Here is a 25376-nt window from a genome sequence, read left to right on the forward strand (position 1 = left end):
ACAAAATTACTTTAAACGACTAATCTTAGACAAGCTTACATAAGATGTTATAACCAACTAATCAGAAGAGGAGAGACGGACTGTTGAAATCTTTTTTTGGGGTATTGCTTGTCGCTTTGTTGGTATATACATTATATGTTGATAATAAGTCCAGCCCGAATGCTATTTCAAGGGATCAGTTTGAACAAGTATCTGCTAACCAATCATATGACCAGCTCATTGATATCGAAGAAGGGGAAGTGTCGGACAGCTCGGAACCTGCTGACCATTTTCCAGGACCTAATGTGGGTGATAAAGCAATTGATTTCAAGTTATCAGATCTGTCAGGAAAAGCCGTGACACTGTCACAATTTAAAGGAAAAAAAGTGATTATAAACTTTTGGGCGACCTGGTGTCCGCCATGTAAGGAAGAAATGCCTGTCATGGAGGAATTCTACAAAAATAACCGTGAAAACATCGAGGTTCTCGCAATCAATATCGATCCACAATATAACGTGGAAGAATATAAGGAATCGATGGGTCTGACCTTCCCAATACTTCTCGACAAAGACGACAAAATCAACAAAGCCTATGACATCCTTACCGTCCCGACAACCTACGTCATTAATGAACAAGGCATCATCACCCACAAACAAATCGGCGCAATCACAAGCCTCGAAGCATTCAATGCTTTAGTGAAGTGAGGGACGGGCCTCTCTTTATGACCTTTGTTTAAAATATCTGAAATTTGGATATACTATTTATACAAGTCAATAAAGAGGAGGTTTCCTATACATGCGAAGACCTAGAAAGAAATCATTCGCTGATTTGGTGAAAGAGAACAAAAAACAGTTACTCCTTGATCAGGATGCAATGGATGCAATAGAAGAGAGAATTGACGCACGATTCGAAGTCAAGCGTCCGCTTAATAAAGCCGAGTAATCATTTACGAGGCTTTATTTTTATTTGGGAGGTCGTTTCTTTCATCTCCCATCTACATATTTTTTCATCAATTGTACGCTTTATTATACCCTGTTACACTCACCATTTTGAGAACGCAAAGCAAATGCCTCAAAGACCACAGAAAATCCTCCTGCCAATTATTACGCCTAAACTTCCTCACCAAAATGGAAATGATAGTACTAAGGGGGGAAGTACAATGAGCAATCCGAAAAGAAACAATAAACATTTCAATCCAAACCATATTGGTACACAATCCAGAGAAGCTGGTGGGAATAAAGGAAAGCAAATGCAGGATACATCGGGAAAACATGCACAGGTAATCCAGACAAAAGGTGAATAACATCTTTTCGTTTGATGAAAAATAATTGGGGGACCGACCATCTGACAGTTGGTCTTCAACACATCTTTAGGAGGAATGTAGGATGGCATGGAACAGTAAACCGAATCCGGATGATCGCAGTGATAACGTCGAGAAGCTTCAAGGTATGGTACAGCATACGATTGAAAACATGGAGAAGGCAGAAGAGTCCATGGCTTTCACTGATAGTGAAGAGCAGCTTCAGTCGATAAAGGCTAAAAATGAACGCCGCCGCGAGAGTCTTGATGCATTCCGAAGTGAAATCAAAGATGAGGCCGGTCAAAATAATAACAGCTAACTTTCTACAATTTGACTGGCAATCACAGTATAAAAGCCGCGAATATGCATGGTTACATGCATATTCGGGCTTTTTTCTTCCAGGATATCCTAAGCGTATTGATACAATGGAGATTACTTCTGTGATACTATTATTGATGTGCATTAAATAAATATTGAGGTGAATGAAGTGCATATCTCAGAAAATACAGTTCAGGTAAGGTACGCAGAGACTGATCAGATGGGGGTCGTGTATCACGCGAACTATCTCGTTTGGATGGAGCTCGGAAGGACAAAACTCATTGAGGACCTGGGGTTCAACTACGCAGAAATAGAGAAGGTCGGAATTCTGTCTCCAGTCGTAGATTTGAATATCAGCTACAAAACACCGGTACGATATGGCGAAAAAGCCCTTGTAAAAACATGGGTTGAAGATTATGACGGGATCCGCATTACATATGCATATGAAATTTATAATGGAGAAGGCCAGCTAGCGATCAGCGGCCAATCAAAGCATGTATGCGTCAAAAAAGAAAGCTTTCGTCCCATTTCAATACGCAGAATGTTCCCGGATTGGCATGAGGCGTATGAGAAGGCGAAAAGAGATAAGGATTAATACATACTTGTTATTTCTGCAATAGTGTACTTCTTGTCGCTCTAGAATGAAATGGCTATACATTCTGCCACTTTTCGATACTTAATTTGTTTGCAGCAGATAGCGTAACTCTACCGCAAGCTATAAGAAGAGAGGATGACATAATGGCATTTGGGGTCAACCGCAGAGAATTGAATACTTGGAAAGATCGGGTCAGTAGAGGGGAAGTAGCGTTCATTACCCACTTTTGGTTGGACGATCGATTTCCAAATGTACGGTCTGTTACGAAAGCAGGCTGCGCTGATATCGAGAAACTTTCAGAATGGGGGAAAAAGTACGGATTAAAGAGGGAATGGATTCATAAACGTCACGACGGCTTTCCCCACTATGACCTTATGGGCGAAACTCAGCTATATGTTTTGAAAGAGGAAGGACTCGATGACCATATAAAGCGTTTTTTGTAATAAAGGAAAGGCTGAAGCCAGATGAACAAGCACGGCTCCAGCCCTAATTTATTTTTTATACTCGTAAATCGGTTCTTCTCGTTCTTTGTCGTATTCTACAAATAAATCGTGACCGTCAAAGTACCATATATCTCTTTCTTCCACAAAAAATATGCGGTTATCAAGTTCGATTTCATTGCCCGCGTCAATCGGTTCTTCTTTATTCACACCTAAAGAAAAACTGTCGTGCAGAGGACTGGAACCTCCATATCGTACATAAAAACGAACATATTCTCCTTCCTCTACGAGCATTTCGTTTTTGAACCAATTGAGGGCGTCTTTCGAAATATGTATTTTCACGCTGTTTCAGACTCCTTTCTCTACACTCATACTTGCATCCGTCCTGTTTAGACAAACGGGATGCCGTTTTTATATTATAAACATAAAGAACCTGGAACATCTACTAATTCGCACAGGAGTTGATACACATGAAAACACAAGCCTTAATGTATTATATTGGAGCCTTCATTTTTGGAGGAATGGGATTGTTGACGATTCTTCAGCTTGAAAAAGCAAGCTACAGGATGGAAGCAGGAACCTTTATCATAGCTGCTGCCCTCATTTATTATGGAATGGTGACCCTCTATTATAAAAGCAGAAAAACGACGTTTTTAATGGTAAACTTGGTTTTGGCCGTTCTTGCCCTTGGCGGGATATTCTTTAATGGGGTACTATTTGGCAGCCATTAATATTCATATCATAATAAAAAGAGCTGACATCTATAAAAAGGTGTCAGCTCTTTTTGCTCAGTCTACGTCAAAGGGACAGTGTCAGATAAACAGTTCAGCAGCCGCGTTCAGAGTAAATGCCGTCGGATAAGTACTACAATCAACATTGAACACTATTGTGGTACTCCATTCATCATATGGGAAACCATCTCATCTTCTGAATATGAGATAAACCCGTTTTTCTGGGCAAAATCAAGCGGGTAAATTCGATAGTTCTTATAATTATTTTCAGCTACAAATGTAGGATGGAATTCGATTGATGGATAAGTGATGACAGACCCGGCAGGATTTCGCTGTTTTTCAATTTGAACCTCCGCGATACCGCCGATGTCTTTAAAGTCATCTCTTTGGCCAGATAGAAAATTACCAAGTGAATAAATGACGACAGCGTCACGTCCGTCACTTGTTTTATATGTCTGAATCGGCTGCAGGACGTGAGGATGATGACCAAAGATGATATCCGCTCCGCTTTCAGTCAGTGCTTTCGCTAATCTTTGCTGTTCATCCGTCGGGAAACGTTGATACTCATTTCCCCAGTGAAGGCTCATGACCACAAGATCAATATCCATTGTTCTGGCCTTCTTGATCTCGGCCATCATTTTCTGTTCGTCCAGGAGATTGACTAAGTAGTCCTTTCCGTCGGGTACGGGAATTCCATTGGTACCGTACGTATATGAAAGAAGAGCAAACTTGATGCCATTTACATTGAATGTGCGGATTTTTTGCTTGTCCTCTGGACTTTTAAAAGCACCGACATAAGGCATTGAAATCTCTTCATAATAGTCGATTGCACTCAGAAGTCCTTCTTCCCCCTGATCCAGTGAATGATTATTTGCTGTTGTCACTGCATCAACGCCCACATCCTGCAAAGATTTTACGATCTCTTTCGGGCTATTGAAGAGAGGGTAGCTTGATAAACCCATTTCAGTTCCACCCGGTGTGGATTCCTGATTGGCAATCAGAAAGTCAGGCTGGGACAGCAGATCCTTGACCGGAGCAAACATCGGCAAGAAATCATATCGAGAGCCTGATTTTGCATCATTATAGACAGTATTATGAAGAAGGATGTCACCGATGGCAGCAATGCTGGCAGTTGATTTCATTGTCTTTCCTTCTGCTTGCACTTCTCTCGTTGCATGAAGAAGAGAAGTGCTCTTTCCTGGCTGTTTATCTGAATTCCAGCTTTTATACTGGTCCGTAACTATATATCCTATTACCAGCATTAATGGTATCACTAGAATCAAACTTGTTATGTAAAGCTTTCTGTTCATGTTCAAACCCCTTTGTCCTTAATTCATATGTTCCTTTTTATTTTACAGGAAAAATATGAAAAGCGGGAGATGCAATTTTTCTATCATTATCGACGATACCTTATAGAATTAACCGTCCTTTCAATTTAATCGACAATTAAAAAACGGCCTAAAACCGTTCATCCCTCTGCCGTTTTCAGCATGAAATGACTAGTTTTAAGCCGCTTACTTGTTTATAGCCACTTAATTTTAGGCTCAGTTCTATTTTTGATGCGTACAATATTTGCCCGGTGTCTATAGATGACGAAGAAGGCAAGTACACCTACTACGATCATCAAGGGAATATCCCCAGTGAATAAAGTATAAGTAAATGCAATAATGGCAGCAATCATCGATGCTAATGATACGTATTTAGACAGATACAACCCGAGAAAGAAAACTCCAAGTAATATCAGAAACAATAGGGGATCGTATCCTAAAAGGACGCCGCCTGAAGTTGCAACGGCTTTTCCGCCCCTGAAATTTGCGAAAAGAGGGTACATATGACCGATAACAGCAAAAATACCTGCCACCAGCATAAACATCTTTGGTTCTACACTGAAAAACAGAGGTAATAATGTAGCAGCTGTTCCTTTAAGGATGTCCATGATGGTTACGACGAGACCAGCCTTCACACCCAATGTTCTGAATGTGTTCGTACCGCCAAGATTACCGCTCCCATGCTCACGGATATCAATACTGTAAAACTTTTTCCCGATGATTAAACCTGAAGGGATGGAGCCCAGGATATAAGATAAAACAAGAATAAGGGCATAAATCATGATCACTGCTCCTTTAATTATGTAGTGCGTTCTTTATTTTAACATGTTTTTGAGTAAAACGGGAGAAAAACAGGATTTTTTTAGTACCTGTTCATAAAACTAGATAATATATAATAAATTAGGATGATTTCACATGTTTATCCTTTTCTATATGGTAAAATGAATACACTTTATTATTTGGCTTTGTTAAACATTCGATTTCATCATCCAACAGTAGTGTTGAAGTCATTGATTCGCTTTAACAGAGCCAACATTTATTGAAATGAAGGTGAATGTTTCTATGCATTTGTTTTTATCCGCGTTTCAATGGGTGGCGTTCATGGTTGCTGGATCTATTGCCGCTCCCATTGCGATCGCTGATTTATTTCAGTTATCTCCATCAGAGACCGCAGGATTCATACAGCGGACAATATTCGTATTGGGGGCAGCCAGTCTCATCCAAGCACTGATCGGACATAAACTGCCAATCAACGAGGGGCCAGCTGGCCTGTGGTGGGGTGTATTTGCTATTTATGCAGGATTTTCAGGGACACTTTACAGCAGCCATAAAGAAGTACTAACTGTTTTACAAGGCGGAATGATTGTCAGCGGAATCATTTTCTTCTTGCTGAGTGCGACGGGAATGTTAAAGAAATTGACTTCCTTATTTACTCCGACCATCACCTTTATTTACCTGATGCTGTTGATTTTGCAGCTGAGCGGTTCATTTGTAAAAGGAATGTTCGGGCTAAGTGGTGAAGAGGGCACACTCCAGCCTATTGTGTTGCTCGGAAGCGTGTTGACGATTCTTATAGCGCTTTATTTCTCCAGTCATAAAGTAAAGTGGATACAACAGTATTCCATCATCCTCGCCCTGCTTGCAGGATGGCTCATTTTTGCAGGGATGGGACTCGGAGGAAAAGTAACCGTTTCAAGTTCATGGTTCGCTTTCCCTGAAATATTCGTATTCGGTGCACCGTCATTTGATATCGGTGTTGTCATTACGTCAGTGTTCATCACCTTTCTGCTGACGACCAATATGATCGCGTCGATCAGAGTAATGGAGGAAGTGATGAAGTCACAAGGTGAGCCTGTGTATGAACGATATACTTCAAGCGGATTTGCTTCAGGTATCAACCAGCTCTTAGGGGGAGTATTTTCTGCCATTGGTTCTGTTCCAATATCAGGCTCAGCAGGCTTTGTGACTGCTACGAAAATGTACCGTGTTCTTCCATTCATAGCGGGAAGCGCGATGATCATCGTCATCAGCCTGATTCCCAAAGTGATGAATGTATTTGCAAGTTTACCCGCCCCTGTCGGGTACGCCGTGACAACAGTCATTTTTATCAAAATGGTCGGGCTTGCTCTTGGTGAATATCAAAAAGAAACGAACTTCGAGCGCACGCATTTTGTCGCTGGCATTTCTCTCATTGTCGGAGTGGGTGCCATGTTCGTGCCCCCAGCTGCGTTTAAAGATGTACCTGTGGTAGCAGCCTCCATACTTAATAATGGGCTTATACTTGGTACCGTTACGGGCATAGTGGTGGAGCAAACGATCAAGTCAAGAACCGATAAACCCGTGAAAAGCAAGTAAACTATTTGTTTACTTGCTTTTTTTCGTATAGCATAGAATGGAGGAAGATTTTACATGTGTCGGATTACATAAAGTTCGCTGTTTTTTGTATATTTAGAAGAAAACTAAATGAGGTAGATGGCTTTTCGATACGAAAATCGGTCAATCCATTCAATGTCTTCATAATTCTGGATCTACATATATTAGAAAGCAGTGTAATGAAAAGACCGTTCTACATAGACTAGCTTTATGTTTACCTAATTCTTAATGGGGGTATTCTTAATATGTTTAGATTAGAATCAGGCAGGTGGTTAAATGATTGAATTCAAGAATGTAACAAAAGTGTACGAAGACGGGACTGAAGCGATTAAAGGAATCGACTTGATCATTCCCGAAGGTAAGCTCGTCGCATTGATCGGACCAAGCGGATGCGGTAAAACGACCACGATGAAAATGATCAATAAACTGATTGGGCTGACCAGCGGCACGATTACGATTAACGGCAGGGATATTTCTAAAGAGGACAATGTCGAACTGAGAAGGAACATCGGATACGTCATTCAACGTATCGGACTGCTCCCTCATATGACAATAGAAGAGAATATTAGTCTGATACCGAAACTAAAGGGATGGAAAAAAGATAAATACGAAAGCAGAGTCGTTGAATTGATGAACATGGTGGGACTCGAACCTGGTACCTACCGAAAAAAGTACCCCCTCGAACTGAGCGGAGGACAGCAGCAACGGGTAGGTGTCATACGCGCACTTGCTGCGGAACCGCCTATTATTTTGATGGATGAACCATTCAGTGCCCTGGACCCCATCAGCAGGGAGCAGCTCCAGGACGAACTGAAACATATTCAAAATTCCATACATAAGACAATCGTCTTTGTCACACATGATATCGACGAAGCGTTGAAAATTGCAGATGAAATAGCGGTCATGAAGGATGGACGAATCGAACAAATCGCCTCACCCAGGGAATTGATTTCTTCACCGGCCAATGAATTTGTACGTTCATTCATAGGTGAGCACCGTTTAGATGAAGGGAATAGAGAAATGTTAGTTGAGGATATCTTCAATGAAAATCCGAACTTCCTTCATTACGAAGAAGCAGAATATGAAACGATTGCACACGATGCCACACTGTCAGAAGCAGCTGGGCTCTTTGTTTCCAAAGAGCCTCATATGCTGGTCGTCACAAAAGGCGGCAAGCACATAGGAAGTGTATCAAGAAGTGATATCCTAAGGGCTGTCTCTTCAGAAAATAGAAGGGAGGCCCCTTCATTATGATCCAAACCTATTCGCTATCATTTATCAATACGCTCACGAGCCGCTCGGATGATATCATGACAGGGCTGATGGAGCATCTGTATCTTTCCTTCGTCTCGATATTTATCGCAATTGTGATTTCGCTGCCCCTTGGAATCTACATATCCAGAAAAAAGCAGATCGCAGAGTTCTATATCGGGATAACGGCCGTCTTTCAAACGATACCAAGTCTGGCGTTATTCGGTTTCCTCATCCCTCTGCTCGGTACAGGAAGTACAACGGCAATCATCGCGCTGACTGTCTATGCACTGCTTCCCATCCTCAGGAACACATTTACCGGGATTGCGGGAGTGGATGAAGGCGTCATAGAAGCGGGAAAAGGAATGGGAATGACCAATTCACAGCTCTTATTCAAGATTGAACTGCCGCTCGCCCTGCCTTTCATCATGGCAGGTATACGCACTGCCACAGTTTTAACGGTCGGTGTTGCCACCCTTGCGACATTCGTTGGAGCCGGCGGACTGGGAGACCTGATTTACCGTGGTCTTTCAACCTGGAATAATTCACTCGTTCTTGCCGGGGCAATACCGGCTGCACTCTTGGCGTTATTCTTTGATTTTCTGTTAAGACTTCTGGAAAAGGCAACAACACCTAAAGGGTTGAAAGCCCGAAAATAAATCAATTAAAAAGGAGCATACATATGAAAAAGAAACTTACCCCTTTCATTATCCTGCTGGCAGTCTCAATCCTCATTGCAGGCTGCGGCAAAAACGGAGGGAAGGATACGATTACAGTATCCGGGAAAATGTGGACAGAACAATTTATCCTTACTCATATCATGGCTGAGTTACTAAAGGAAAAGACAGACCTTGATGTGAAGATCGAGGAAGGATTAGGGGAGGTCTCGATCCTGACACCGGCCCTTGAAAAAGGAGATATTGATGTATATGTGGAATATACCGGTACCGGACTAGAAGCTGTGCTTAAAGAACAGGCAGCGGAAGGGGCATCAGGAGACGAGATACTTGATCAAGTAAGAAAAGGATATGAAGAAAAATTCAATGTGACATGGCTTAAGCCTCTTGGATTTGAGAATACGTACACTCTTGCGTACACAGAGGATCAGGATTTTGATGCGAAAACATTCTCTGACTTAGTGCCACTTTCAAAGGACCTTAGCTTCGGTGCCCCGCACCAGTTCTATGAACGCGAGGGAGACGGCTACGATGCCTTTTCAAAAGAATACGGCTTCGAGTTTAAAAAGAAAGAGAGTTATGATCCGAACATTATGTATGAGGCAGTGAAAAATGGTGATGTTGATATCATCCCTGCGTTCACTACAGATGGAAGAATCGAACGATATAACCTGAAGTCAACAAAAGATGATAAAGGCTTCTTCCCACCATATGATGCCGCACCGATCATCCGTCAGGAAGTACTGAAAGAGCATCCCGAGGTGGAAGACGCATTAAACGAATTAGCCGGTCAGATATCTGAAAAAGAGATGAGTGAAATGAATGCAAAAGTGGATATCGATAAGAAGGAACCAAAAGAGGTAGCTCGAGAATTTCTCATTTCAAAAGGGTTAATAAAAGAATAATCAACAATAAAGTGAATCCTTTCTACAGGATTCACTTTATCTTTAGAGGAACATTTTCATACAATTTTGAAAAATAAAGGAAATTATGCTATAAAAATAGAATAGGACTTTAGAACGCATGTAATAGATATTCAAAAGGACGGTGTATTCTCATGATCGAAAATCCAACCCGTGAAGAAATGGGACAAATATTAAAAAAATCAAAGCGGATCGCAGTCGTTGGATTAAGTGATAATCCAGATCGTACATCTCATTCTGTGTCTAAGGCAATGCAGAATCAAGGCTATGAAATCATCCCGGTTAACCCAACCATCGATTCCGCTCTTGGGATAAAAGCGGTCTCTTCATTGGAAGAAATCGAGGGATCTGTTGATATTGTCAATGTTTTCAGGCGATCGGAATTCCTTCCCGATATCGCAAGAGAATTTGATAAAATAGATGCCAAGGTATTCTGGGCTCAGCTGGGTGTAATGAATAAAGAGGCTTACTCTTTCCTCAAAGAACGTGGATATACAGTGATTATGGATCGGTGTATCAAGGTTGAACATGCTTTAACCAAATAGTTCTCACTAGGTGCAAGCGGCGTCTACCGCTTGTTTTTTTTCGGATGATTGATTTATACACTTTCGCAGGGGATGATTCAAGCTGAAAAACAGGGGATATTCCCCTTGAAACACCGTATTCACCAGAAAATAAATTTGCGAAAATGAAATAAAGCGCTACAATATAGCATAGTGGTTTACCTAAAATGGCTAAAAACAGGTAAACGAACAAACGTTCTTATGTTATAGTAATGATACAACATAGAAACCCGTATGGAAGTTAAGATACGGGTAGTGAAGTTTGAAAGGGGAATGTTCGTGGCCAACAAGAAACAGTCCATGGCTTATAATGATGATGCAATTCAGGTTTTAGAGGGCTTGGAAGCCGTTCGAAAAAGACCTGGTATGTACATTGGCTCTACTGACTCCAGGGGGCTGCATCATTTAGTATATGAAATTGTAGATAATGCAGTAGATGAAGCACTTGCTGGCTTCGGTAATGAAATCATCGTAACCATACATAAAGATAACAGTATTTCCGTTCAGGATAGAGGACGCGGGATGCCAACAGGTATGCATAAAATGGGGAAACCGACCCCTGAAATCATCCTGACAGTCCTTCATGCCGGCGGTAAATTCGGTCAGGGAGGTTACAAGACAAGCGGCGGTCTCCATGGGGTTGGTGCCTCTGTCGTTAACGCCTTATCCGAATGGCTCATCGTTACGATCGAGAGAGACGGCATTAAGTATGAACAACGCTTTGTAAAAGGCGGCAAACCGGAAACCACTCTCGAAAAGATCGGCAAAACCAAAAAATCCGGTACACTCATACATTTTAAACCCGATCCTGACATTTTCAGTTCAACAACATATAATTACGAAACGTTATGTGAACGTTTAAGGGAATCCGCATTTCTTCTGAAAGGCTTAAAAATTGAAATCATGGACGAACGGCATGATCAAAAAGAAGTGTTTCTTTATGAAAGCGGCATACAGGCATTCGTTCAATACTTAAACGAAGAAAAGGACAGCCTTCACAATGTTGCATTTTTTGAAGGCGCAAGTCACAACATTGAAGTGGAATTCTCGTTTCAGTTTAATGATGGATTTTCTGAAAACATCCTGTCCTTCGTCAACAATGTCCGTACAAAAGACGGCGGTACCCATGAAGCAGGTGCCAAGACTGCCATGACAAGGGTGTTCAATGAGTATGCCCGTAAAGCTGGAATCCTTAAAGACCGTGACAAGAATCTGGAAGGGACGGATATCAGGGAAGGCCTTGCAGCGATTGTATCTGTCCGCATCCCGGAAGAACTACTGCAATTCGAAGGACAGACAAAAGGAAAGCTCGGTACAAGTGAAGCCCGCTCAGCAGTGGATTCCGTCGTTTCAGAGCATCTGCTATATTTCCTGGAAGAAAACCCGGATACTAGCTCTCTCTTGATCAAAAAATCGATCAAAGCGGCTCAAGCGCGTGAAGCTGCACGAAAAGCCCGTGAAGATGCACGGAACGGCAAAAAACGAAAACGTTCTGAAACCGTGCTGTCCGGAAAGCTGACTCCTGCACAATCAAGAAATCCGCAGCGAAATGAACTGTACCTTGTAGAGGGTGATTCTGCGGGAGGTTCTGCAAAGCAAGGACGTGACCGCAAGTTCCAGGCAATCCTGCCGCTTAGAGGTAAAGTCATCAACACGGAAAAGGCTAAATTACAGGATATCTTTAAAAATGAAGAAATCAATACCATCATCCACGCCATCGGAGGCGGAGTCGGACCTGAATTCAATATCCAGGACATCAATTACGACAAAATCGTGATCATGACTGATGCCGACACGGATGGGGCGCATATCCAGGTCCTGCTGCTTACCTTCTTCTACCGGTACATGAAGCCGCTGGTTGAAGCCGGGAAAATCTATATTGCCCTGCCTCCGCTTTATAAAGTGAGCAAAGGCACAGGTAAAAAGGAAAAAATCGAATATGCCTGGACGGATGAAGAGCTTCAAGGTGCCATGAAAAAAATCGGAAAAGGGTATATGATCCAACGATATAAAGGTCTGGGTGAAATGAATGCAGATCAATTATGGGAAACGACCATGGACCCAGAGACCAGAGCACTAATCAGAGTAAGAATCGATGATGCTGCACGTGCTGAACGTCGTGTCACGACGCTGATGGGCGATAAAGTCGAACCACGCCGTAAATGGATCGAAAGCAACGTAGCATTTGGCTTGGAAGAAGACGGCAGTATCTTAGAAAATGAAAACATCACGGTCGCAGAGGAGGGGTAATACATGACAACAGTAGAAAGATATCAAGATTTGCCTCTTGAAGAGGTACTTGGCGACCGATTCGGACGATACAGTAAATATATTATTCAAGAACGTGCATTACCCGATGCGCGTGACGGACTAAAACCCGTTCAGCGACGGATTCTTTATGCCATGTATGTTGACGGTAATACCCAGGAAAAAGGGTTCCGTAAATCAGCTAAGACCGTCGGTAACGTAATCGGTAATTATCACCCTCATGGTGATACTTCCGTATACGATGCCATGGTACGGATGAGTCAAACCTGGAAAGTCCGGAACTACCTTGTAGAAATGCATGGTAATAACGGAAGCATCGATGGCGATCCCCCTGCTGCCATGCGTTATACAGAAGCAAGACTGTCTGCGATCTCAATGGAGTTACTGCGTGATATCGACAAGAGTACGGTAGAGTTCATTCCAAACTTCGATGATACGTCAAGTGAACCTACTGTCCTTCCTTCACGGTTTCCAAACCTGTTAGTGAATGGATCAACGGGAATATCTGCAGGATATGCAACGGATATCCCGCCTCACCATTTAGGTGAAGTGATTGATGCTACAATCATGCGTATGGAAAAACCAGAAAGTACAGTCGATGATTTAATGACTGTCATGAAAGGGCCGGATTTCCCTACCGGAGGAATCATACAAGGGGTTGACGGCATCAAAAAAGCCTATGAAACCGGGAAAGGAAAAGTCGTTGTCCGCGGAAAAGCTGAAGTTGAAAATATCCGCGGAAGCAAGCAGCAAATCGTCATCACAGAGATCCCTTACGAAGTAAACAAGGCGAATCTCGTGAAGAAGATGGATGAATTCAGAGTGGACCGCAAAGTGGAAGGAATCGCAGAGGTTCGCGATGAGACAGACCGCGAAGGACTCCGCATTGTTATCGAACTGAAAAAAGATGCAGATGCAAACGGCGTGCTGAATTACCTATACAAAAATAGCGACCTTCAAATTTCATATAACTTTAATATGGTGGCCATACATAATAGACGTCCTAAGCTCATGGGGCTGCAAGGCTTGCTGGACGCCTATATTGAACACCAAAAAGAAGTGGTTACGAATCGTACCAAGCATGATTTAAAGAAAGCTAGCGACCGTCAGCACATCGTTGAAGGATTAATGAAAGCATTATCTATTCTTGACGAAGTGATCGCTACCATCCGTGCATCGAAAGACAAAAAAGATGCGAAGAACAACCTGATTGATCAGTTTCAATTCACTGAAGCTCAGTCAGAAGCAATCGTCAGCCTTCAATTATACCGTCTGACAAACACAGACATTACTGCCCTGCGTAATGAAGCTGAAGAACTTCAGAAGCTGATTGCGGAGCTAACGGCTATTCTGGAAAGTGAGAATAAGTTATATAGTGTCATCAAGAAAGAATTAAAAGCGATCAAGAAGCAATTTGCAGATGCAAGAAGAACACAAATTGAAGATAAAATTGAAGAAATCAAAATCAACCTTGAAGTATTGATTGCAAGTGAGGACGTTATGGTGACAGTCACCCGTGACGGGTACATTAAACGTACGAGTCTTCGTTCATACGCAGCATCAAATGGTCAGGATCTTGCTATGAAAGAAACGGACAGGCTTCTTGCGCAGTATGAGATGAATACTACGGATGTGCTTCTGGTGTTCACGAATAAAGGCAACTATATTTACTGCCCGGTACATGAACTGCCAGATATTCGCTGGAAAGACCTCGGCCAGCATGTAGGTAACATCGTTCCAATTGATCGAGACGAACAGGTATTAAAGGCGATCCCTATTAAAGAATTCAATGAGGACCACTATCTTCTGTTCGTAACCAGGAATGGTATGACCAAGAAGTCCGAGCTTTCCCAATATAAAGCACAGCGATATTCACGTCCTCTTGTCGCCATCAACTTAAAGGGGGATGATTCTTTAGTTGATGTCCACTTGACGGACGGGACACAAGATCTGTTCCTGGCTACTAATCTTAGCTATGGATTGTGGTTTGCAGAAGAAGATGTGAGTATCGTAGGACCTAGAGCTGCCGGTGTTAAAGGAATCAATCTGAAAGAAGATGACTTTGTCGTTTCAGGAAAGGTCATCTCTGATCCTGTAAAAGAATATATATTCCTCGTCACTCACCGAGGAGCAGTGAAAAAGATGAAGCTGTCAGAATTCGAGAAAACAACCCGGGCCAAACGGGGAGTCATCATGCTTCGCGAGTTGAAATCGAACCCGCATAGAGCAGTTCGGATCGAAGTTGTCAAAGATTCCGATACGGTGGAGATCATCACGGAAAAAGGCAAGACTGAACATGTAAAAGTAACGGACCTGCGGGCAAATGATCGCTATTCCAATGGATCATTCGTCATTGATGAAGCTGAAAGCGGTCCGGTTACAGAAACTTGGGTGAAACAGAACGAAAGTAATGAATAAGACTAAAAACGACTAAGGATTCCTTAGTCGTTTTTATTTACCTTATTTTCCATCGTCTTCAAGATCATGTGGTATTGAACGTCATCCGTTCCATTTAACGAATATCACCTGAAAAATAGAGCGGTTTTTTATTTATATGTATTTGAACGGATATATTTACCGACTTAATGGAAAATTAAAAGGCAGAACAGTATAACAATAAATATTTTTGCATCAGTATGTATTTTACATTGATTGAGTAACATTTATTTGATAGATTAAAAAAGTGTCACTAAGGGTAAACATACATAGGTTCATGCAGTTTACATTTTATTACATCTAGGAGGGGATACATGTATGGAATTATTCAATACCATACTCGGCACGTTAAATGAGTATATGTGGTCGTACATTCTCATTGCTGCTCTAGTAGGACTGGGACTTTATTTCTCACTGCGTTCCAAGTTTGTTCAGTTTCGTTATATTGCAGAAATGGGTCGGTTATTGACGGATAAAACGACTATTTCTGCAGAAGGGAAAAGAGGAATTTCTTCTTTTCAGGCCTTCACAATCAGTACAGCATCCCGTGTGGGTACGGGGAATCTTGCAGGTGTAGCAACAGCCATTGCTGGGGGTGGACCCGGAGCTGTATTCTGGATGTGGCTGATTGCGCTACTCGGAGGGGCTACCAGCTTCATTGAGAGTACACTTGCCCAGATTTATAAAGTAAAAGACGGGAAAGACGGATACCGCGGAGGTCCTGCGTATTATATGGAAAAAGGATTGAATGCCCGTTGGATGGGGATTCTTTTTGCAGTCATCATTACATTCTGTTTTGGACTGGTATTCAATTCCGTGCAATCCAATACCATTTCGCTTGCAATGGAGGGTGCATACTCCGTTGACCGTTTGACGACGGGTATTATTTTAGCGGTACTGACTGCTGTCATTATCTTTGGAGGAATCAAACGGATCGCTCATGTCACGCAGATCCTCGTGCCTGTGATGGCAATCCTTTATATTCTTCTGGCACTGTATATTCTAATCACGAATATCACAATGCTGCCTGATATGTTCGTCATCATTTTTGAAAGTGCATTCGGCTTCAGGGAAGTTGTAAGCGGCGGAGTTGGTGCAGCGATCATGATGGGTATCAAACGAGGGCTGTTCTCAAATGAAGCCGGTATGGGTAGTGCACCGAATGCCGCTGCGACTGCCGGTGTCACACACCCTGTTAAACAAGGTTTGATTCAGACCCTTGGCGTGTTTACTGATACATTGATCATCTGTACGGCGACAGCTTTCATGATCATCCTGTCAGATCAATATACAACTGGTATCGACGGTATACAGCTAACACAAGCAGCATTGAGTTTCCATGTCGGTGATTGGGCAAATACTTTTGTAGCGATTGCCATCTTCTTATTTGCCTTCAGTTCAGTTATCGGTAACTACTATTATGGTGAAACGAATATAGAATTCATCAAGTACAGCCCAGCTGCATTGTTCATCTACCGACTTGCCGTGATCGGTATGGTTATCTTCGGTGCAGTCGTGAAGCTGGATGTGGTATGGGGACTTGCAGACTTATTCATGGGTCTCATGGCCATCATCAACCTCATTGCGATCACATTGCTGACGAAGATTGCCATGGCTGCGTTGAAGGACTATCGTGCACAGAAGAAACAAGGGAAAGACCCGGTATTCTACTCGGATTCCATCAGTGGATTAAAGGGTATTGAATGTTGGGATGAAAGACCGGGTACTAAATCCGAAGAAGTTTGATTTTTTTTAAACCAACTCATACATTGAGTTGGTTTTTTTACATACTTTTTCCTTATTTGGTGATGATAATAGAGAATTATCTTACCGAGGAGAGGACACTATGCGTAAAGAGTTATTGTTTGCTTTTGGTGCATTTTTTATTTTGTCTCTACATGCAATTGCCGGAAACTTTTCGGATGTAACGAAAGAGCAACCCAAGAACAATGAATTGACTGTTAAGTCTTACTCTAAAGATGTTACAGGAGATGGAAAAAAGGATAAAATCGAACTGAAGGCAATCCCATTTTCACCTGATGCCTTATTTTTAAAAGAGGTATGGGCAGAGATTACAACGTCCAAAGGCAGTGAAATCCGTATAGATTACGAAGGCGGTTATGAACCTAAAATAGAATTTGTTGATTTGAATCATGATAAGATAAAGGATATGCTGTATTCTGCTGCAACAGGAGGGAGCGGGGGACTATATCATATGGACCTTCACACACTCGCAGATAACAAATTACTTGATCTGGGATTGCCTGAAGACCTTACTATCCAGGCTCAGTTTCAAGACAACTACAAAGCTGTCATTTCATTCACTGATACGAATCAATCCTATACAGTGGATCTAAAAGACCGTAAAGATGATTACGAGCGCTTGGGAATCTACACAGATGGTAAATTGAATGAGCCTATGGAATTGATGGTCCTCCCGACTGCCTTTTACGAACCTGCAAAGATAAAAGGAAAGCCAGGGAAAGGGTTAAAAGGTTACCAGCAGGTCAGCGGAGCATACAAAGCTGATGGTATCGGCACAACTGTTTCTTACTGGTACTACGATGAGGATAAATGGAATTTGGTTGAAATCCATTGGCAGGAGGACTCCAGGCAGAAGCACAGAAGATAGGCGATTGACATACACTATTATAAGCCCAATTCTGAAGGAGGCTTATAAATGAGTGATTTCAATCCAGAGAAGTTATCTGTTACGTATTTGCCGCCTGCATCAATCTTCAATCCGATTGATAACAGAAAGTACACACTGACTCACTCTGATACAACCGGGGATTTGTACTTAAGTATCGGCTGTCATTATGACTTGAAGAAGATTAATGCACAAATGAGAGATGAAGTGCTCGGGGAATGGCGCCGCGAACACGGTCAATACACACTGTGCGGAAACGTGTATGTGAGCAGAGGAGAATTCGATGAGAAGCTATCGAAGGTCCGATTCATGATTTTCAAGAAGGAACTTCCACTTGCATTGGCAGCCATCGTAAATGGGGATCGGGGCTTTTTCACGTACTATCCGTGGCTTCTCGATGCTCCTGTTTATATCTATTTCGAATCTGTATTTGATGAATTTAGTCAGGTTATTTCCTTTGGCACCCCAAGACAGTACTTAATAAAATGAAAAGAGCATAAAGAGCAAAAAGAGCGCCGGCTCTTTTTGCTCTTTTTTTGAAGGAATGAAACCATTTATTGACCTTTTACGTAGGAAGAGTTAAAAGGAGGGACCTATATGCGTTTTTATTCAAAAAAGGGGAAAGTGCTGTTCCCCATACTGATACTCGTGTTGTTTCTCATGGCTGGTTCATCGCTGGGATCATTCCTGGATTGGGATTTCTTTCAGCGTATACCAGGGGTAGATGAATCCGATCCAATTTCATTATTTGTCACTGTACCTGTCATGGCCATGATCATTTGGTTGATTGCAGCAACTTATTACGAAATAAATGGGGAAGTGCTAAAAGTCGCAGCAGGACCGATTCGATATAAGATCCATATTCATACCATCAGAGCAGTAGAGGCATCCAACAATCCGATATCAAGCCCGGCATTATCATTGGACCGTCTAAAAATCACTTATAATCAAAGAAATACTGTATTCATTTCACCAAAAGAAAAGCAGGAATTTATAAATGAGATCCTGAAAATCAATCCGAATATCAGAGTTGATTTGAAGAAAAAGTAAACGAACACCATTATGTAAACTAGAGTCAATATGGATGAGAACGCTGGAATGATGGAATCCAGCGAAATCAATCATATTGATTTTTTAATTGAAACAATAAAACGCTATAGCTATAATGAAATAAAATAAATGAACATCATCAATTTACATTCGAATGATGAAAAACTTATGGTCTGATGATCAAAATATCATCGGTGAATGAATAGATAGATGCCAAACAATAGATTAAACTAAATTTTTAATTTTGTCTCAATATTAATAGTATACTTCTGATATGAGACTGAATTAATCATTTTTATTTAGGTTCCTAGAATATATATTATGTAAAGTATAAAAATAATATATAATTACATCTCCTCTTTTTACCTAATTAAAAAACAGGCTTTCATTAACTCTTTAAAGCCTGTTTCTCTAAGAATCTTTTATATTTTTCAACCAGATATAGATCTTTATCTTGATATATCCAATTAGCAAATAAAGAAATATTATCAAGACCTGTAATATAAATTCGGTAATACGTTTCAAAATCTTTTAACCTAGGTTTTAGATTATGTGACTTAAATATTTCATACAAAGATATACTAAAATCTCTAGATCCACTCACTATACAAACACAGTTCCGGCTTTTATAAATGCTTCCATCTCCATCAAAATAACCTCTTATGAAGTGGCTTAAGTAAGGTTCTGGTATTGTTGGGAGTTGAATTCTCAATGATTTATTCGGTTGAATTCCATGGAGTATCATAAGATCCTCTTTAAGTATTTTGCTATGAATTCCTAAGGTGTATACTCCTGTATTAGGGTTTTGAACAAATGGGTGATTAGACTGCAATTCTATCTTGATTTTTTCAAGTATCTCTATGCTTTTTTGAGAAAAACTAATTGATGAAAGATCTTTATTAACACATCCATCTGCAGCAAAAAATCCAAGAATATAAGCCATATTATTCGACCATGTCTTAAAATAATGCTCATTCACTTCATATTTACGCTTCCAGCTGCCTTTGGCTCTTCTCTTTACATTGTTTTTAAGCAATACCAGGTTTACATAACGCACCGAAACGTTTGCAATCTCTGCAATATCCACTGTCCTCATGCCTTCTTCGTATAATTTGACCATTTGTTCCGCTTCTAAGGTGCATTTCTTCTTTTCCATAACGAGCACCACCTTATTTATCATTAATTCCATTATACGAACATTTGTTCTGCATCGCAATTTTTAGCACTTTCAGTGAAAATATGAACAATTTAGCATATATTGCTATCATTCTTTTATCAGCTTTTAGTTTATTCATTATGCTATCTGGATATTGAATAATGAACACACACTATAGAAATGAGGTAGTTAAAAATGCGGGAAAATAATAAAGATCAAATAAAAGGAAAGCGTAAGCAAACTGAGGGAGATTTAAAGAAAACCTGGGGCAAACTTACAATGGACGATCAAAAAGTCGGAGAAGGCGAACGCGACAAGGATAAAGGTAAAATTCAAGAAAAGTTCGGCGATGTGAAGGAATCCATTAAGAAAAGTTGGTAGCTGCAGTAAGCTGTTTGGCCATCTAAGCGTGGAATCAACACCTCACAGAATTTTAAAAAGGAGGATTCACCTAATTTAGAAAAAACAGGTGAACCCTCCTTTTGCTTATTTCATATAAAAATGAATAGGGCTTTGAAAGATTTTAGACTTACCCTAAGAAGTCCTCCATCATGTATTCATTCAAATACTCCCCTATCCTTGCCAGCACTTCACTCCCTGCTCCCTTATCCTTCAGTCCATCAATCAAAACAGCAGCATAGATCGTATGTTCTTTATACCGTAAAATCGCACAGTCATGCTCAACACCTGGCAGCTCACCCGTTTTATTTGCTACATAGATATGCTCACGGTTGATCTTTGCCGGGAGCTTTTGACAGAATTGCTGATGATGAAGCATCCAAAGCATCGACTCACGGCTTTTTGTATGAAACATCTCACTCTTATCAATAGCCTTTAAGCAGGTAAGCGCATCGAAAGCAGACATATGATTATCAAACCCTGACTGCATGGCATCAAAATCCATCAGCTTGCGATTCAATCTTGTTTGTTTCAGTCCTAGTCGTTTACACATTTCATTGACCGCAGTCATCCCTATACGCTCAATGATAAGATTGGTTGCCGTGTTATCAGAAACAATGATCATCAACGTGAGCAAATCGTGAATCGTCACCTTCGAATGATGGGACAAGTGGCTGAGAACCCCTGCTCCGCCCACTTTTTCTGCTGGTGGAACGGAAATGATTTCATTGGGATTCAGCTTTCCATTCTGAATCTGACGGAATCCTTCTAGTAAAATCGGAAGTTTGATCAGACTGGCTGCTGAATATTGTATGTCACCATTATTCTTGATGGAGTGTCCCGGAAGCTCTATGGCCAAGCTCAGGCGGCCTTGTCCTTCATCAATCACTCTTTGAATCTTATCCTCCAAAGCTTTAACTTTGACAGCATCCATTATTTCGTCGCAGCCACTTCATCATGATCTTTTCGTATCGATTTATCATACAGATGGCATGCTACAAAGTGATTCTCCTCCACCTCATGCCACTGAGGCACAACAGACGCACAGGCTTCCATTGCAGCAGGGCATCTGGTGCGGAACACACAGCCGCTCGGCGGGTTCATCGCACTTGGTATCTCCCCCTTCAGGATCATCCTTTCACGCGCATCCTCAACATCCGGATCAGGGATGGGGATTGCGGAAAGCAAGGCTTGCGAATAAGGATGAAGGGGTTTTTTATATAATTCATTGCTTTCAGTCAGCTCGACGATGTGTCCGAGGTACATGACGCCGATCCGGTCGCTGATATGCTTTACCATGGAGAGGTCATGAGCAATGAAAAGGAACGTCAGCCCCTTTTCATCCTGAAGCTTCTTCAATAGATTGACGATCTGTGCCTGAACCGATACATCGAGAGCTGATATCGGTTCATCTGCTATGATGAATTCCGGGTCCAGGGCAAGTGCGCGTGCAATCCCGATCCGCTGTCTCTGTCCGCCGCTGAACTCATGCGGATACCGGTTCGCGTGATCACGATTCAGTCCCACATCTTCAAGAAGCTGATAGATCCGCTCGATCCGTTCTTTTTTATCCTTGTATAATCCATGTGCCTCCATTGGTTCCGCGATGATTTCACGTACAGTCGACCGGGGATTCAGTGAAGCATATGGATCTTGGAAAATCATCTGCATCTTGCCGTAAAACGACCGCTTTTCTTTTTCCGTCAAGGTGTGAACGTTTTTCCCGCTATACGACACTTCCCCTTCTGTTGCACCGTATAATCCGATAATCGTCCGGCCGGTAGTGGACTTTCCGCAGCCGGATTCACCTACCAGTCCAAATGTTTCACCTTTAAAGACATCAAATGATACGTTATCCACTGCCTTTAATACTTTGCCTTTTTCAAGGGTGAAATATTTCTTCAGATTATTTACTTCCAAAAGCTTCTCTTTTTTCATGAAGCATCCCCCGTCTCCTGCCAGTAACGTCTTGAAACACAAAGCTCTTTTTCATAATAGGTGCCTTCGAGTGTGATGATTTCAATCGTCTTGCCGGTATTCGGTGAATGGATCATCTTACCGTCTCCATGATAGATGCCTACATGGTGAATGCTCCCTTTTCCTTCTTCATAAGCGAAGAAAAGGAGGTCTCCCGCTTTCAGTTGATCCAGTGGTACATTCATCCCTTCCTTTGCCTGGTCACCAGCATCCCGGGGGATGACATAACCACTGGCTTTACACATCGAATAACTGAAACCTGAGCAATCGAATCCATAACTGCTCATGCCTCCCCACAAGTAAGGGAGGTCAAGGAATGCTTCTCCTGATTTCACAATATCGAATCCATTGCCTTTTCGATCCTTGACGGCTTCAGTTGATATGTATACATCCTCCCGCTTAACATATTTCATTCCCGATGGAGTGCGAACCACCAGCCGCTCCCCGTCTTCTCGTTCAACCGGCAGCGAAGTTAAATAGCTTAACTGAAGTTCTTTATCTCCTTCTTCTGTTAATAAGTCAGCGAATTTGCGTGTGATGATGGCAAAGCTATCTGATGTAGATTGAACAGCCTGTTCACTGAGCTGCACAGAAGGAATCCAGCCCGGGTAGCCCCGCTCATCTTTTGAGGATGCCTGATCAAGGACGATCACATGCGACCATCCCTCTTTTTCTTCAAGGATCAAGACCTCCTGACCGAATAATGCCTGCGACTGAATGCGGTTCTCGTCACAAAGGGCAAGTCTTGTTTCGTATGTTAACGAGTCGAGCCATTTCTTGATATATACAGGATTGGATACAGCGCCAGCATCAAGTGAGCGTGCTGAATCGGGTGATGTCCAAACCGTTGCTACAGGTACATTGACTACGGCTCTTTTATTCATATGTATTCCTCCCATTACGTTAATGTATTTGCACTGATTTGATTCCGAGACCAGGCGAGTCAGGTATGGTGATGGTTCTGCCGTTATATTGAATACCGCCTGTTACGATATCGTCAGAAAGCATCAATGGTGCATCGAAATCAAACCTTGTGATGTTCTTCTTGCTTGCTGCAAAATGGGCTGCAGCCGTTATACCAAGGCGGGTTTCGATCATGCTGCCCACCATGCATTCCACTCCGCAGATCTCTGCAAGAGCGTTTATTTTTTGCGCCTGATAGATTCCGCCTGCCTTCATCAGTTTGATATTGATAAGATCTGCACTTCTTGTTTTCAGGACCTGAAATGCCTGCTGCGGAGAAAACACACTTTCATCAGCCATGATAAGCGTATCGACATTGTCCGTTACTTTTTTCAACCCTTCCAGGTCATGTGCCGGGACGGGCTGCTCAACCAGCTCAATATTCAGGTCCAGGTCTTCCATTATCCGAATGGCACGCACTGCCGCTTTGGCTTCCCACCCTTGGTTTGCATCAAGTCTGATCTTCACCGAATCCCCGATTACCTGGCGGATTGCCTGGATGCGCTTGATGTCTGTCCCGATTTCATCTTTTCCCACTTTTATCTTAAGGACGTCAAAGCCCTGCATGCTGTAAAGTAAGGCGTCTTCCGCCATTTCAGCAGGACTGTTCACACTGACGGTGTAGTCGGTTTCCAACGTGTTCCTGTATCCACCTAAATATTGATAGAGCGGGAGTCTGCTATGCTGGGAGAGGCAATCATAGATGGCCATATCGACAGCGGCTTTGGCGCTGTGATTGCCTACCAAAAGCTTATGGATATCCTGGAATATAGATTCATGGTTTAATAGAGACCTTCCCACCAAAGCTGGTTTATAGACATCGAGGATGACCGATTCGATACTTTTTAGGCTGTCACCCGTAATGACCAAGGTGGGTGGGGCTTCTCCCCAGCCGGTGATCCCGTTATCACAAACCATCCTGACCCCGATTGCTTCAGCGGTATGTACCGTTCGAAGAGCCGTCTTGAATGGGGTATGCAGCGGAACAGATACACGAAATGTCTCAAGGTGTACAATATTCATGATGCGCCAACCTCCTCCTTTATGCCGCTTTCGACAATGAGTGTTTTCTCTATTGTATTCATTCTCCCCACTGTGCCTACCGGGATGGCGAGACAAGGAGAGGAGTGACCGATGAAGAACCCTTTCATTGTTGGTTTATTTGCAGGCTTGATGTGCTCATCGAACAATTGATCCAATGTAAGAGACTCCTTTCTCTTATCGGGTCCGCAGTTTTTAAAATCCCCGATGATGATCCCTGCTGCATCCCCGAATTTCCCTGCCATCTTCAATTGGTTCAGCATGCGGTCAATCTTATAAGGCTCTTCATCAATATCCTCGATGAACAAGATTTTTCCTTTTGTATTCAATTCATAAGCAGTCCCTAATGTACTCACTAAAAGTGTCAGGTTCCCTCCTATTACAGGACCGCTTGCCTTGCCCTCGACCAAAGTCTCAAGAGGAGTCACATTGGCATTGAATTCCACTTGCTTATTCACGAATAGCTGTCGGAAAGACTGTTTGGTTAACTCATGAACATCTTCTAAACCAATATCCGAGCTCAGCATCGGTCCATGAAATGTCACGAGCCCCGTTTTTTGGTGAATGGCTGTATGCAGGAATGTAATATCACTGTATCCCCAAAAGATTTTCGGATTCCCCGCAATCAAATCATAGTCCAAATTAGAGACTAAACGTCCTGTCCCGTATCCGCCGCAAGCGCAAATAATCGCTTTGATTTCGGGATCCGAGAACATAGTATGTATATCTTCAATCCGTTCTTCGTCCTTTCCTGCCAAATAACCATATTTATGATGAACGGATGATCCAACCTTCACAACTAAACCCATTTCTTCCAAAAAAGAAATGGCTTTTCCCAGCGCTTCTTTTCTAGGTGGACTTGCGGGTGCGATAATCCCGACTGTATCACCTTGTTTCAGCTTTGGAGCTTTTATGGTCATCACTCTTCACTCCTTCAGTAGAAAAAGAGGGAGGAGAC

At 42.1% G+C, this 25376-nt stretch carries 28 protein-coding genes; 19 read left to right on the top strand and 9 right to left on the bottom strand.

From position 1 onward, the window contains the following. Positions 1-83: 83 nt before the first annotated feature. The 6 genes from ACUXV2_RS09770 to ACUXV2_RS09795 all read left to right on the top strand — a co-directional run bounded on the left by ACUXV2_RS09770 (position 84) and on the right by ACUXV2_RS09795 (position 2635). Positions 84-683 carry a redoxin domain-containing protein gene (locus tag ACUXV2_RS09770; protein ID WP_446246814.1) on the top strand — a complete coding sequence of 200 codons (600 nt, stop codon included), beginning with the start codon at positions 84-86 and terminating at the stop codon, positions 681-683. A 91-nt stretch (positions 684-774) separates the two neighbouring features. Continuing rightward, positions 775-921, top strand: coding sequence for an FbpB family small basic protein (locus ACUXV2_RS09775; protein WP_446246815.1), 147 nt, complete (start codon positions 775-777; stop codon positions 919-921). 217 nt (positions 922-1138) lie between these two features. Then, the gene (locus ACUXV2_RS09780; protein WP_175989349.1) at positions 1139-1282 is read left to right on the top strand and encodes an acid-soluble spore protein N; all 144 of its coding nucleotides are present in this window, start codon (positions 1139-1141) and stop codon (positions 1280-1282) included. An 82-nt stretch (positions 1283-1364) separates the two neighbouring features. Further along, positions 1365-1598 (top strand): small acid-soluble spore protein Tlp, encoded by a 234-nt coding sequence (tlp, locus tag ACUXV2_RS09785; protein WP_446246816.1) that lies wholly within the window; start codon positions 1365-1367, stop codon positions 1596-1598. 168 nt (positions 1599-1766) lie between these two features. Then, complete coding sequence (locus ACUXV2_RS09790; RefSeq protein ID WP_446246817.1) at positions 1767-2192, top strand: acyl-CoA thioesterase; 426 nt, start codon at positions 1767-1769, stop codon at positions 2190-2192. 143 nt (positions 2193-2335) lie between these two features. Further along, on the top strand, positions 2336-2635 hold the full coding sequence (locus ACUXV2_RS09795) for a hypothetical protein (RefSeq protein ID WP_446246818.1): 300 nt from the start codon (positions 2336-2338) through the stop codon (positions 2633-2635). A 48-nt stretch (positions 2636-2683) separates the two neighbouring features. Here ACUXV2_RS09795 and ACUXV2_RS09800 read toward each other — a convergent pair whose 3' ends face one another. Beyond that, positions 2684-2974, bottom strand: a complete 291-nt coding sequence (locus tag ACUXV2_RS09800) for a HesB/YadR/YfhF family protein (RefSeq protein ID WP_446246819.1) — start codon at positions 2972-2974, stop codon at positions 2684-2686. Between the two features lie 128 nt (positions 2975-3102). Between ACUXV2_RS09800 and ACUXV2_RS09805 the strand changes: the two genes are divergently transcribed. Continuing rightward, entirely contained in the window at positions 3103-3363 is a 261-nt protein-coding gene (locus ACUXV2_RS09805) for a hypothetical protein (RefSeq protein WP_446246820.1), read from the top strand. A 152-nt stretch (positions 3364-3515) separates the two neighbouring features. Here ACUXV2_RS09805 and ACUXV2_RS09810 read toward each other — a convergent pair whose 3' ends face one another. After that, entirely contained in the window at positions 3516-4673 is a 1158-nt protein-coding gene (locus ACUXV2_RS09810; protein WP_446246821.1) for a CapA family protein, read from the bottom strand. 212 nt (positions 4674-4885) lie between these two features. After that, positions 4886-5473, bottom strand: coding sequence for a glycerol-3-phosphate 1-O-acyltransferase PlsY (plsY, locus tag ACUXV2_RS09815; protein WP_446246822.1), 588 nt, complete (start codon positions 5471-5473; stop codon positions 4886-4888). A 280-nt stretch (positions 5474-5753) separates the two neighbouring features. Between plsY and ACUXV2_RS09820 the strand changes: the two genes are divergently transcribed. From ACUXV2_RS09820 to ACUXV2_RS09870, 11 genes are all read left to right on the top strand, one after another. Beyond that, the gene (locus ACUXV2_RS09820; RefSeq protein WP_446246823.1) at positions 5754-7046 is read left to right on the top strand and encodes a purine/pyrimidine permease; all 1293 of its coding nucleotides are present in this window, start codon (positions 5754-5756) and stop codon (positions 7044-7046) included. Positions 7047-7340: 294 nt separating this feature from the next. Next, on the top strand, positions 7341-8318 hold the full coding sequence (locus ACUXV2_RS09825; protein ID WP_446246824.1) for an ABC transporter ATP-binding protein: 978 nt from the start codon (positions 7341-7343) through the stop codon (positions 8316-8318). Continuing rightward, positions 8315-8974 (top strand): ABC transporter permease, encoded by a 660-nt coding sequence (locus tag ACUXV2_RS09830; RefSeq protein WP_446246825.1) that lies wholly within the window; start codon positions 8315-8317, stop codon positions 8972-8974. The genes ACUXV2_RS09825 and ACUXV2_RS09830 overlap by 4 nt, the downstream gene beginning before the upstream one ends. A gap of 23 nt (positions 8975-8997) precedes the next feature. After that, the gene (locus ACUXV2_RS09835; protein WP_446246826.1) at positions 8998-9897 is read left to right on the top strand and encodes a glycine betaine ABC transporter substrate-binding protein; all 900 of its coding nucleotides are present in this window, start codon (positions 8998-9000) and stop codon (positions 9895-9897) included. Between the two features lie 152 nt (positions 9898-10049). Beyond that, positions 10050-10460 carry a CoA-binding protein gene (locus ACUXV2_RS09840; protein ID WP_446246827.1) on the top strand — a complete coding sequence of 137 codons (411 nt, stop codon included), beginning with the start codon at positions 10050-10052 and terminating at the stop codon, positions 10458-10460. A gap of 297 nt (positions 10461-10757) precedes the next feature. Further along, positions 10758-12728 carry a DNA topoisomerase IV subunit B gene (gene parE, locus ACUXV2_RS09845; RefSeq protein WP_446246828.1) on the top strand — a complete coding sequence of 657 codons (1971 nt, stop codon included), beginning with the start codon at positions 10758-10760 and terminating at the stop codon, positions 12726-12728. Between the two features lie 3 nt (positions 12729-12731). Next, a complete protein-coding gene (gene parC, locus ACUXV2_RS09850; RefSeq protein ID WP_446246829.1) occupies positions 12732-15164 on the top strand; it encodes a DNA topoisomerase IV subunit A in 2433 nt (810 codons plus the stop codon). A gap of 336 nt (positions 15165-15500) precedes the next feature. Further along, entirely contained in the window at positions 15501-16928 is a 1428-nt protein-coding gene (locus tag ACUXV2_RS09855) for an alanine/glycine:cation symporter family protein (protein ID WP_446246830.1), read from the top strand. A 100-nt stretch (positions 16929-17028) separates the two neighbouring features. Beyond that, on the top strand, positions 17029-17814 hold the full coding sequence (locus tag ACUXV2_RS09860; protein ID WP_446246831.1) for a hypothetical protein: 786 nt from the start codon (positions 17029-17031) through the stop codon (positions 17812-17814). Positions 17815-17862: 48 nt separating this feature from the next. After that, entirely contained in the window at positions 17863-18321 is a 459-nt protein-coding gene (locus ACUXV2_RS09865; RefSeq protein ID WP_446246832.1) for a staygreen family protein, read from the top strand. Between the two features lie 108 nt (positions 18322-18429). After that, complete coding sequence (locus ACUXV2_RS09870; protein WP_446246833.1) at positions 18430-18882, top strand: PH domain-containing protein; 453 nt, start codon at positions 18430-18432, stop codon at positions 18880-18882. 388 nt (positions 18883-19270) lie between these two features. Here ACUXV2_RS09870 and ACUXV2_RS09875 read toward each other — a convergent pair whose 3' ends face one another. Continuing rightward, complete coding sequence (locus ACUXV2_RS09875) at positions 19271-20038, bottom strand: LAGLIDADG family homing endonuclease (protein WP_446246834.1); 768 nt, start codon at positions 20036-20038, stop codon at positions 19271-19273. 195 nt (positions 20039-20233) lie between these two features. Between ACUXV2_RS09875 and ACUXV2_RS09880 the strand changes: the two genes are divergently transcribed. Further along, on the top strand, positions 20234-20419 hold the full coding sequence (locus ACUXV2_RS09880) for a CsbD family protein (protein WP_446246835.1): 186 nt from the start codon (positions 20234-20236) through the stop codon (positions 20417-20419). Positions 20420-20567: 148 nt separating this feature from the next. On the opposite strand, the gene ACUXV2_RS09885 is transcribed toward ACUXV2_RS09880, so the two are convergent. The 5 genes from ACUXV2_RS09885 to ACUXV2_RS09905 are packed head-to-tail and all read right to left on the bottom strand — an operon-like array spanning position 20568 to position 25338. Further along, positions 20568-21371, bottom strand: coding sequence for a serine hydrolase (locus ACUXV2_RS09885; protein WP_446246836.1), 804 nt, complete (start codon positions 21369-21371; stop codon positions 20568-20570). Continuing rightward, positions 21371-22375 (bottom strand): ABC transporter ATP-binding protein, encoded by a 1005-nt coding sequence (locus tag ACUXV2_RS09890; protein ID WP_446246837.1) that lies wholly within the window; start codon positions 22373-22375, stop codon positions 21371-21373. The genes ACUXV2_RS09885 and ACUXV2_RS09890 overlap by 1 nt, the downstream gene beginning before the upstream one ends. Then, a complete protein-coding gene (locus ACUXV2_RS09895) occupies positions 22372-23298 on the bottom strand; it encodes a C40 family peptidase (protein ID WP_446246838.1) in 927 nt (308 codons plus the stop codon). Before ACUXV2_RS09895 ends, ACUXV2_RS09890 begins: the two co-directional genes overlap by 4 nt. A gap of 19 nt (positions 23299-23317) precedes the next feature. Beyond that, positions 23318-24400, bottom strand: a complete 1083-nt coding sequence (locus ACUXV2_RS09900; protein WP_446246839.1) for a dipeptide epimerase — start codon at positions 24398-24400, stop codon at positions 23318-23320. Next, positions 24397-25338 carry a S66 peptidase family protein gene (locus tag ACUXV2_RS09905; protein ID WP_446246840.1) on the bottom strand — a complete coding sequence of 314 codons (942 nt, stop codon included), beginning with the start codon at positions 25336-25338 and terminating at the stop codon, positions 24397-24399. The genes ACUXV2_RS09900 and ACUXV2_RS09905 overlap by 4 nt, the downstream gene beginning before the upstream one ends. Positions 25339-25376 lie beyond the last annotated feature (38 nt).

The sequence above is a fragment of the Rossellomorea sp. NS-SX7 genome, assembly GCF_052828565.1.